Source organism: Actinoalloteichus caeruleus, assembly GCF_049311605.1.
In the GTDB taxonomy this organism is placed as follows: domain Bacteria; phylum Actinomycetota; class Actinomycetes; order Mycobacteriales; family Pseudonocardiaceae; genus Actinoalloteichus_B; species Actinoalloteichus_B caeruleus.
Genome location: NZ_CP186005.1, coordinates 2,226,767 through 2,237,223, shown reverse-complemented (window position 1 = coordinate 2,237,223; position 10,457 = coordinate 2,226,767). Strand labels below are relative to the sequence as shown.

The window sequence follows — 10,457 nt, the reverse complement described above, 5'->3', positions numbered from 1 at the left end:
GGAACCGGGCCGGCATTTCCCTCAGTGCGCGGGAACTGGGCCACCGAGGTTCGCGGAAAGGTTTCAGCCAGGTGGCCCTTGTTCCGCCGGGTGTCATCTTCCACATTGATGATCAGTAGAGCTGACCACGTGATCCTGGGGGAACGGTGAACACCTACGAGGAGCTTCGCACCGCCGTCACCAACAACGACGGGCTGCACAAGACGACGATGGACACGCTGAAGAAGATCCAGGGGGCGGGACGGCTCGGGGTGCACGTGCGCAGCGACATCAGCCGGAAGCTCGAATCGCACGGTCTCGGGCACCTGCCCCGGGAGCTCCCGCCCAACCAGGAGGACGTGGTCCGGCTCTACCTGTTGGGCAGCCGGGTCGCCGACATCGTCAAGGCCGTCCTCAACCCCAGCGACCGGGGGGACGACACGCTGCGGGCGATCGGCGGTTCGGAGGCAGAGGACCTGGTGCGCCAGATCCGGCAGCTCGTCTGCGGCTGAGCCCGGGGACGAGCTGGGGGCGAGGAGGGGGCGAGGAGGGCGGACCGGCGAAGCGCCCGCCCCCGGGAGGGCCGGCTCGCCGGTCCGGAACCGGGGACCAGCGTCGGCGGTTCGTCCCGGCGGAGCACCCCGCGTGTGGTGGGTCCGCCGGGTCACCCGCCCGGCCCACCGCTGGCCCCGTCCCGGTCGTCGCGGCTCCCGCACCGGACGCGGTGCGGCGGTGGCGGGTGGGCACCCCGCCCACCCGCCACCGCGTGTCCGCACCGATCCCGTGGGCACGGCGGCCCTCGGTCAGCCGGCCCTCGGCCGGTCACCGGGGTCCGCCGCGACCTCCGGCGCTCAACTCGCCGGGGGCACCCCCACTCCGGCTCCCTCGAACAGCAGGGAGTCCAGGTCGAAGCTGTTGTTCGTCCCGGTCCGGAACACCAGGTACACGGTGTGCGTGGTGTCCAGTTCCGGCAGCGCGGTGACCTCCGTCGACTCGTAGCTGGACCAGCCACCGGTGTTGGGGACCTCGGTGGTGGCCACCAGCTCGCCGTCGGGGGAGTCCAACCGCAGCTCGATCGACCCACCCGAGGCGACCGAGGACACCCGGTAGCTCACCGCGTCGATGCCGACCAGGTTCATCGGGTCGAAGGCGATCCAGTCGCCGTCGCTGACGTCACCCACCCGTGCACCCGACTCGGCGCCCTCGTCGCGGACCACCCGCACCCCGCTGGAGTCGGTGAAGTACTCGGCCTGCTTGTGCTTGGGCTGGAGGATCACCTTGTCGTAGCCGGTCAACGGTGGCGCCTGGTCGAACCAGCCGTCGTCGGTGTAGCGGGCGTTGAGCACGTAGTAGAGGTTGGCGCCCTCCGGGTGCCCGCCGAGGTCAGCCGTGTTCACGGTGTTCCCGCAGCCGGGCAGGTCCTCGGTGGGGTGCTCGTGGTCGTCGTGGCCCAGCGCCGGGTTCACCAGCACCCGGTCGCAGTCGGTGTGCCGGTCCTCGACGTCGGTGACCGAGACCTCGTAGGACACGTCGTCACCGAACTCGATGAACCCGCCCTTCGGCGGCCAGTCCACCGACACCTCGGGGGCGGTGTTGCCGACGGTGATCTCCAGGTTGGCGTGGGCGCTGGCCCCGTCGGGGTTGGTCACCACCAGTTGCGCCCGGTACACGCCCCGCCGGGAGTAGCGGTGCTCGGGGTTGGGTTCGGTGGAGTCGACCACCCCGTCCCCGGTCAGGTCCCAGGCGAACTCCAGGTCACCGCCGCCCCGGTCGTAGCTGCCCTCGCTGGAGAACGCCACGTCCAGCGGCAGTCCCCCGTTGGTGCGGGATGCGCTGGCCACGGCGACCGGTTTGGGCTGGCCCTGGTTGTACTCGATGCGGTACAGCCCGGCGTCGGAGTTCCCGCCGCCGAACTGGCTGCCCCACTCCAGCACGTACAGGGCGCCGTCGGGGCCGAAGGCCATGTCCATCGGCTTGCGGAACTCCTCGTCGTCGAGGAAGTCGTTGATCTTGAGCAGCTCGTGGTCCTCGTCGAGGCGGATCTCCTTGACGTAGTCCCGGGTCCACTCGTAGAGGAAGTGGGCGCCGTCGTAGTACTCGGGGAACTTCGTCTCCGACGGGTTGTCCGGGTCGTACCGGTACACCGGGCCGCTCATCGGCCCGCTGCCGCCCGAGCCCAGCTCGGGGAAGTGCGGCGACTCGTCGTAGCCGTACCAGACCAGCGGGGCCTGGGCCGGGGGCAGCTCGACCAGGCCGGTGTTGTTCGGCGACTCGTTCACCAGGTTGTCGCAGTCGAACTTCTCGCCGACCTCACCGGTGTCGGGGTCGTAGGGGGCGTAGGGCTGGTTGTCGCCGTGGCAGAACGGCCAGCCGTAGTTGCCCGGTTCCTTCAGCAGGTTGTACTCGACCAGGCCCTCGGGGCCCCGGTCGGTGGTGGGGCCGCCCCGGTCGGGCCCGTAGTCGGAGACGTGCAGGTAGCCGGTCTCCTGGTCCACGCTGAACCGGAACGGGTTGCGGAAACCCATCGCGTAGATCTCGGGCAGGGTGTCGGCCGTACCCGGGGGGAACAGGTTGCCCTCGGGGATAGCGTAGCCACCCTCGTCCAACGGTTGGATCCGCAGGATCTTGCCGCGCAGGTCGTTGGTGTTGCCGGAGGTGCGGGCCGCGTCCAGCATCTCCTGGCCCTCACGCCAGTCGATGGGGGCGTAGCCCTGCCAGTCCGGGGACAGGTTGGGGGCGACGTCGTCTCCGACGCCCAGGTAGAGGGTGCCGTCCGGGCCGAAGGCCAACGCGCCGCCGGTGTGCCCCGGCTCCGGGTAGGTGCGGCTGCGGTAACCGGGCACCTCCAACAGCACCTCCTCGGTGGCCGGTTCGAGGGCGTTGCCGGCCACGGTGAACCGGGACAGCCGGTTGACGTCCTCCTCGCTGTCGATCGGCGAGTAGTACAGGTAGATCCAGTCGTTCTCGGCGAAGTCCGGGTCGAGGGCCAGGCCGACCAGGCCGTCCTCGCCGCCGGTGTAGACGTCGAGCCGGTGCGCGGTGGTGGTCGCGTTGGTGGCGGGGTCGAAGACCTTCACGGCACCGCCGCGTTCGGCGAAGAACACCCGGCCGTCCTCGGCCACACCCAGCTGCATCGGGTCGCTGATGGCGGTGTCCAGCGGGGTCTTCTCGAAGTACTCCCACACCGTTCCGCCGCAGTCGCCGGCCTCGACCCCGGCGGCCCACAGGGTGCCGCCCACGACGTGCTGGTAGAACTCGGGGTCGTCGGTGAAGGAGGCGATCTCGTGGCCCATCGCGGTGGCCCACACCCGACCGCCCTCGGGGGTGTGGCACCAGGAGATGGGGTGGTCGGGCCCCATCGCGTCGCCGCCGGGGTTGAAGGTCCGCTCGTCGGCGTCGACGAGGACGTGCACGTTGCCCCGGGCGCTGTAATCGAAGTTGTACCACTCCTCGGCCCGGTGCCAGCGGTCCGGCAGGTGCCGGGTGGAGGGGTGGACGCGGTCCAGGACCCGGGCGGTGCCGTCCAGGGTCCCCGGTGAGTGGCTGGGCATGGACGGGCCGCCGTTGATCACCTCGTCCCACCAGGGGAACTCGTCCTCGATGCCCATGTCCAGGGTGTTGTGGATGGCGACGATGCCCCCACCGCCCCGCAGGTAGTCCTGCACCGCGGCGCGTTCCTCGTCGGTCTCCCACACCATCCCGGAGTTCTGCAACATGATGATGACGTCGAACTGGGCGAGGTCGTCGTCGTTGAAGATGGCGGAGTCGTCGGTGTGCACGAGGTCGAAGTCGTGCTCCTCGGCCTGCCGGTGCACCATGTCGATCCCGGCGGGGATGGAGTCGTGGACCCAGCCGACGGCCTTGGTGAACAGCAGGGCGGTGAACTGGGGGGACGCTTCCGCCTGTCTGGGCGGGGCGACCAGGAACAACGCTGGCACGAGTGCGGCCAGCACGAGGGTGACGCTGAAACGGCGGCGCACCGATCTCCTCCTCTGCCTCCCGGGATGGTCCACCGCGGACCGCCGTCAGGCGGTCGTTCCCGGTTCCCGGACCCGGCGGGAGGCGTCACGAACCGCCGCCGCGAGCCGACATCGACCGCGACGGGGAGACGACTTCCCTCTCTGGTGCCGAGCGAACCGCCGGCGAATGGTCAGCCAGCGACTCAACCGTGACATGCGGTGGTAACACGAGCATAGGAATCCGACATCGTGATGTCCATGACACAAAACGGTTTTCCCGTTTTCCGTCCCCATTTTCCGGCCTTCCCACCAGCGGGAACATCGTGGGCACGCCTCGATTCCGACCGGCATGGGAATCGCCGGTCGGGACCACCTCGACTGTTCTGACGAAAAGGGGGAGAAACGCGGTGCGCGATCACACGCCGGCGAGGTGCGGCGTCCGGGAATTCGCCGGCCGACGAATGCTGTCCTGCTCCGTTCCCCTCCCCTTCCCTCCCCTTCCCTCCCCTTCCCTCCCCTTCCTCTCCTCTTCCTCTTCCCTTCCCCGGCCAGGTTCCCGGCGGTGAGCGACCTCGCGGGCGGCGAGGCCGGGACGCCGCCCCCGCCTAGGTGCCCAGCCGGGTCAGGGCGCCCCGCAGGAACGCCAGGCCCTCCACGGCCAGCGCGTCCTGCGACTCGGCCAACGGCCGCCACACCGAGGCCGCCCTGGCGATGGACTCGGTGTGCGCGGTGAACGACTCCACGCACAACGCGCCCCGGTAGCCCACGTCCCGCAACGCGCCCAGGAACCCGGCCCAGTCCAGGTGGTCGGCTCCCGGGGTGCCCCGGTCGTTGGCGCAGACCTGGACATGGGCGATCCGGTGCCCGGCGGCGTGGACCGCCCCGGCCAGGCTCCGCTCCTCGATGTTGAGGTGGTAGGTGTCCACCATCAGGCCCACCGCCTCCTCCGGCAGACCACGCAGGGCGGTCAGCGCCTGGTCGACGGTGTTGACCACGCTCGTCTCGTACCGGTTGAGCGGTTCCACGGCCAGCACCACGCCTCGTTCCGCGGCGTGGTCGAGCACGGGCCGCAGGCCGGCCCGCAGCCGCGCGTAGACGTCGGCGCGTTCGGCCTGGTCCATCCGCCAGGCCGCACCCACCGGGGCGTAGGTCGGGCCGCCCACCACGCCGGACCCGAGCCGCACGGCCACGTCCACGCAGTGCCGGAGGTACTCCTGGGTCGCCTCGACGTCGGCTCCCGCACCGACCAGGTCACGTCCCTCGGACATCACCGCGATCACCGCGGCGCAGTCCAGGTCGTGCTCGGCGAGCACCTCGGCGGCCCGCCCCGGGTCGAAGTCACCCGGCTGTTCCACCGGGAGTTCCACCGCGTCGAAACCCCAGGCCGCCAGCCGGGGCAGCAGCGTGGCCACCGCCTCGTCGTCCAGCGGGGAACCCCAGATCCAGGTGTTGGCGCCCAGTGCGAACATGCCCGTCCCTTCGTCTCGAACCGGTCCTCGACCACACCGGGTCCCCGACTGCCTGGCGTGGGGTGCTCACCCGCCCCAGGCGGCGGGGAAGTCGGGCAGGTCCTCACAGCCGCACAGCGCGTAGTGCTGCGGGGGCATGTCCGGTTGGAGGTAGTCGTCGAGGGTGTCCTGGGTGATCACCGGCTGCGGCAGCACCCACTGCTCGGGGACCTCCTGGCCGCCGAGCACCCGCAGCGCCGCCAGCACCGGCGTCCGCCACTGGAAGGTGGGGTAGCCGGGGGCGACCGCCGTCAGTCCCCGCTCGTCCCAGGCCTGGAGGAAGTCCTGCTGGTCCTCACCCGTGATCGGGGGAACCGGCACCCCGGCGTCCTCGAACGCCTCCACCGCCGCCACCGCCGTCGCGCCCGCGTCCATCCATACGCCGTCCAAGCCGCCGAACCGCTGGATGTAGTCCGAGACGGTGTTCTTCACCGTCGCCGGGTCGTCCTCGGTGAACTGGACGCCGACGACCTCCAGGTCGCTGTCCTCGAACACCCGCTCGGCCGCCGCCCACCGGTGTTCGAGCACGTCCACGCCGGGTGAGATGCGCAGCGCCAACACCTGGCCGCCCGGTTCCACCTCCTCCGCCAGGAACTCGGCGCCGGCCGCGCCGTAGGCGTACCCGCCGATGGGGCTGATGAAGGTGACCGGGCAGTCGGTGTCCACGCCCCGGTCGAACACGATGACCGGCAGCTGCTCGCAGGCCGCGGCCACCGCCGGGGTCAACGTGGCCGTGGTGTTCGGGGAGACGATGAGCAGGTCGCAGTCCTGGCTGGCCAACGACTGGATGTCGGAGATCTGCTTGTCGTCCTGGCCCTGGGCGTCGAGCACGGTGAACTCGGCGATCTCCGGGTGCAGGTCCACCTCGGCCCGCATCGTCCGCCACCCCACGGACCGCCACGGGTTGAACAGGCCGGCGTTGGAGAAGCACAGGTGGTACGGCCCGTCCTGCTGGTACTGCTCGGTGGGCACGTACTCCGGTTCCAGCGCCTGCTCCCACGGGCGGTCCGCCGGACCGTCCGGGGTGGCCTCCCGCAACGCCAGCTGCCGTTCGTACTCCGCCTGGTCGAAGAACTCGGAGGCGGTGGCGTCCGCCCCGGTCTCGTCCCCGGCGGTGGGACCCGACCCGGCGTCGGGGAGGTCACTGGTGCAGCCGGCGACGAGCAGCGCGGCCGCCGCGACCGCCACCCCGACCGTCCTCGTTCTCGTTCTCATACCGACTCCCTGACGGGTTGATGGGTCCTCGTGGCCCGCCGCGACCAGGAGATCCCCCCGACCGCGACGGCGGTGATGACGATGACGCCCTGCACGGCCGACTCCAACGCGCCGGACACCCCCAGCAGGGTCAGCAGGGTGAACAGGGCCTGGAGGGAGAAGGCGCCGGCCATCGCCGCGACCACCGAGCCCCGGCCGCCGCCGAGGGCGACACCCCCCAGCACGACGGCGGTGATCGCCTGGAACTCGTAGCCGGAACCGGCCTGCGCGGACACCCCGGTGAACCCGCCGACGAGGATCGCGGCCACCGCGGCGGCCACTCCGGACAGCGCGAACGCCAGGATCCGCAACCGGGCGACCCGCACCCCGGCCAGCCCGGCGGCGACGTCGTTGTCACCGGTGGCGACCAGCGTTCGGCCGGTGTCGGAGCGCATGAACAGCACGGCCGCGACGCCGACGACGGCCAGCACCACCACCGCCCACGGCAGCCACTCGGCGCCGGGGACCGCGGAGCGCCCCAGCATCCGGTAGTCCTCCGGCAGGTACCCCCGGGGCGCGCCCTGCGTCCAGAAGAACACCGCCCCTTGGAGGACCAGCATCATGCCGAGGGTCGCGATGAAGGAGGGCACGGCGAACACGGTGGACACGATGCCGTTGACCACGCCCACCAGCAGGCCCCCGAGGAGCAGCACGGCCACGACCACCAGCCACGGCAGTCCGGGAGCCAGGTTGAACAACTCGGCCGCCACGACCACCCCGGCGGTGACCACCGCCCCCACCGACAGGTCGAAACCACCCGAGACGATCACCAGGTACTGCCCGGCCGCGAGGATCACCAACGGCGCGGAACGCCGGAGGAACGCCAGCAGCCGCTCCGGATCGAAGAACCCGGGGTCGACGACCGCCAACGCGACCAGCAACGCGACCAGCAGCACCAGCACCGGCGCCACCGCCCGCAACCCGGCCAGCGGGGCCGGCCGCCACCGGAGGTGCGCCGCGCCGCTCGCCGGCTCCGTCCCCGTCATGACCCACCCCGCATCCCGCGGCGTCGGACGTCGACGCCGCGCCGCGCGTAGAGAGCGACCGCGACGACGATGACGACGCCCCGGACGACGTTCTTGAAGAAGGGATCGACGGCGAGCTGGTCGAACACGGTGTCCAGGGTGGCGAGGATCAGGACCCCGCCGACCGTGCCGGCCACTCCGCCACGGCCACCGGCCAGCAGGGTGCCGCCCAGCACGACGGCCGCGATGGACACCAGGTCGTACTGCGCCTCGGTGCCCGCCCACGGCGCCCCCGCGCCCAACCGGCTCGCCAGGAACACCCCGGCCAGGCCCGCGCACAGGGCGCACAGGACGTGGGCGGTCACCCGGGTCCGGGTCGTGGGCACCCCCGACAGCCGGGCGACCTCCTCGTCGCCGCCGACCGCGTAGATGTGGTGCCCCAGCCGGGTGCGCCGCAACACGAACCAGGTGACCGCGACCGTGGCAGCCAGCAGGAACACCGACACCGGCACCGGGCCGAGCCGGTCGTAGCCGAGGTGCTGGAAGGAGGTGGGCACCGCACCGGCCGGTCCGGTGTAGTTGTGCTCCAGGTAGCCCCGCAGGATCAGCGCCATCCCCAGGGTGGCGATGAAGGCGTTCACCCCGAGCCGGGTGACGACGAGACCGTTGGCCAGTCCCACGACTGCGGCCACGGCCAGGGCGGCCAGCACGCCGGGGACGACACCGGCGGTCTGCATGGTCTGCGCGGTGACGAGGCTGGTCAGGCTGACCAGGTAGGCCACCGACAGGTCCAGCGACCCGGCCAGGATCACGTAGGTCTGCCCGACGGCGACCAACCCGAGGGCCACCGAGTTCTGCAGGATCGTGACCGTGTTGCCCACCGTGACGAAGTCCCCGCCCCGCGCGGCGACCGCCAGCCACCCGACCAGGTAGACGCCGACCAGGGCGAGGTAGACGACCCCCACCGGCCCGCGCGGTCGAAGTCGGACGAAGGCACCGGACCGGCCGCTCGGTGTCACCGAGGGGGCCGTCACGCCGCCACCTCCGCGCCCGTGCTCAACCGCATGATCCGTTCCTCGGTGGGCCGCGCGGGCAGCTCCCCGCTGATCGTGCCGTCCCGGAACACCAGGACCCGGTCGCTCATGCCGATCAGTTCGGGCAGCTCGGAGGACACCATCACCACCGACAGGCCCTGCCGTGCCAGGTCGCGGACGAACTCGTGGATCGCCGCCTTGGCGCCGACGTCCACGCCCCGGGTGGGTTCGTCGAGCACGAGCAGCCGGGGGCGGGCCGCCAACCACTTGGCGAGCACCACCTTCTGCTGGTTCCCGCCCGAGAGGAACCGCACCTCCCGGTCGCTGGCCCCGGCCCGGACGTCGAGCCTGGTGAGCAGCTCGCCGACCTCCACCGGCTCGACCTCGGCCCGGCGGCGGCCGGCGAAGGCCGCCCGCAGCACCAGCAGCGCGTTGTCCAGCACCGGCTGCCGCAGCACCAGTCCCTGCCCCTTGCGGTCCTCGGTGACCAGGGCGATGCCGGCGCGGATGGCGGCGCGCGGGGAGTTCGGCCGCACCGGTCTCCCGTCCAGCCACATCTCCCCGGTGGTGAAGGGGTCGGCCCCGAACAGCGCCCGGGCGAAGGAGGTGCGGCCCGATCCCTGGAGGCCGGCCACCCCCACCACCTCCCCGGCCCGCACCTCGACGGTGATGTCCCGCAGCCGGTCGTTGCCGGCGCCCCGGACGGCGAGCCGCACCTCGCCGAGGTCGCCGGGGGCGGCCAGCGGGGGGTGGTAGTCGCGGAGTTCGCGGCCCACCATGAGCCGGACGAGTTCGTCCCGGTCGGTGTCGCGGGTGGCCAGGGTGCCGGTGACCCGGCCGTCCTTGAGGACGGTCACCCGGTCGGAGAGGTCGAAGATCTCCCGCATGCGGTGCGAGATGTAGAGGATGGCGATGCCCCGGGCGGTGAGCCGCCGCACCAGGTCGTACAGGAGGTCCACCTCGTGTTCGGCCAGCGGGGCGGTCGGCTCGTCCATGACGAGGATCCGCGCGTCCCCGGCGAGGGCCTTGACGATCTCGACGACCTGTTGTTGGGCGACGGAGAGACGTCGCACCAGGGTGCCCGGGTCGAAGGAGACCGCTCCCACCTCGGCGAGCAGGGCCCGGGTGCGTTCGACCATCGCCGCGCGGTCCACGAGGAGCCGTCGCGGGCCGCGTCCGACGGGTTCGCGTCCGAGGAACACGTTCTCGGCGACGGTCCGGTCGGGCAACAGGGTGAGTTCCTGGTGGATGATGCCGATTCCGGCGCGGCGGGCCGAGGCCGGATCGGGAAAACGGTGGGGTACGCCGTCGATCTCCAACCGCCCCGAATCGGGTTGGTGCACGCCCGCGATGACTTTCATGAGCGTGGATTTCCCGGCGCCGTTCTCCCCGACGACGGCGTGCACCTCACCGGGGGCGAGGTCGAGGTCGACCTCGGTCAACACCCGAATTCCGACGAAACTCCTCGACATTCCGCGCACGGTGAGCAGTGGTGTTCCCCGTTGATTCACCAAACCTCCGCAGGCCGTCCCTCGCCGTCACGGTAGAGGCTTTCGTCGGCGCAGGACAGAAGTGCGGATGCGTCTCGTCGGGTTAACGGTTTTCCTTTTTCGTATCGTTCGGATTCGAGACGAACGAATGGTGGTCCCGTTCGTCCACCGATATGCCGGACCGGCTCGTCCTTCCAGGGCAGGCGTGGGCGGCGGACGGTGCAGTGGTGCCGGCGGGCCGGTGCTACCTCGGGTGACCGGAACCGCC

The 10,457-nt window shown here is 71.3% G+C and carries 7 protein-coding genes; 1 reads left to right on the top strand and 6 read right to left on the bottom strand.

Going from position 1 to position 10,457, the window contains the following annotated elements:
• The first annotated feature begins 146 nt into the window (after nucleotides 1-146).
• Nucleotides 147-491: a hypothetical protein gene (locus tag ACOJVX_RS09890; protein ID WP_026420502.1), complete on the top strand. Its 345-nt coding sequence runs from the start codon at nucleotides 147-149 to the stop codon at nucleotides 489-491.
• 339 nt (nucleotides 492-830) lie between these two features.
• Here the strand turns inward: ACOJVX_RS09890 and ACOJVX_RS09885 are convergent, their stop codons facing one another.
• The 6 genes from ACOJVX_RS09885 to ACOJVX_RS09860 all read right to left on the bottom strand — a co-directional run bounded on the left by ACOJVX_RS09885 (nucleotide 831) and on the right by ACOJVX_RS09860 (nucleotide 10,171).
• A complete protein-coding gene (locus tag ACOJVX_RS09885; RefSeq protein WP_422647451.1) occupies nucleotides 831-3,959 on the bottom strand; it encodes a ThuA domain-containing protein in 3,129 nt (1,042 codons plus the stop codon).
• Between the two features lie 584 nt (nucleotides 3,960-4,543).
• Nucleotides 4,544-5,407, bottom strand: a complete 864-nt coding sequence (locus ACOJVX_RS09880; RefSeq protein WP_418153204.1) for a sugar phosphate isomerase/epimerase family protein — start codon at nucleotides 5,405-5,407, stop codon at nucleotides 4,544-4,546.
• A 66-nt stretch (nucleotides 5,408-5,473) separates the two neighbouring features.
• Entirely contained in the window at nucleotides 5,474-6,661 is a 1,188-nt protein-coding gene (locus tag ACOJVX_RS09875) for a substrate-binding domain-containing protein (protein ID WP_026420504.1), read from the bottom strand.
• Nucleotides 6,658-7,686 (bottom strand): ABC transporter permease, encoded by a 1,029-nt coding sequence (locus ACOJVX_RS09870; RefSeq protein ID WP_026420505.1) that lies wholly within the window; start codon nucleotides 7,684-7,686, stop codon nucleotides 6,658-6,660. The genes ACOJVX_RS09875 and ACOJVX_RS09870 overlap by 4 nt, the downstream gene beginning before the upstream one ends.
• Nucleotides 7,683-8,699: an ABC transporter permease gene (locus tag ACOJVX_RS09865; RefSeq protein ID WP_422647450.1), complete on the bottom strand. Its 1,017-nt coding sequence runs from the start codon at nucleotides 8,697-8,699 to the stop codon at nucleotides 7,683-7,685. The genes ACOJVX_RS09870 and ACOJVX_RS09865 overlap by 4 nt, the downstream gene beginning before the upstream one ends.
• Nucleotides 8,696-10,171, bottom strand: coding sequence for a sugar ABC transporter ATP-binding protein (locus tag ACOJVX_RS09860; protein ID WP_418153202.1), 1,476 nt, complete (start codon nucleotides 10,169-10,171; stop codon nucleotides 8,696-8,698). Before ACOJVX_RS09860 ends, ACOJVX_RS09865 begins: the two co-directional genes overlap by 4 nt.
• Between the last annotated feature and the right edge of the window lie 286 nt (nucleotides 10,172-10,457).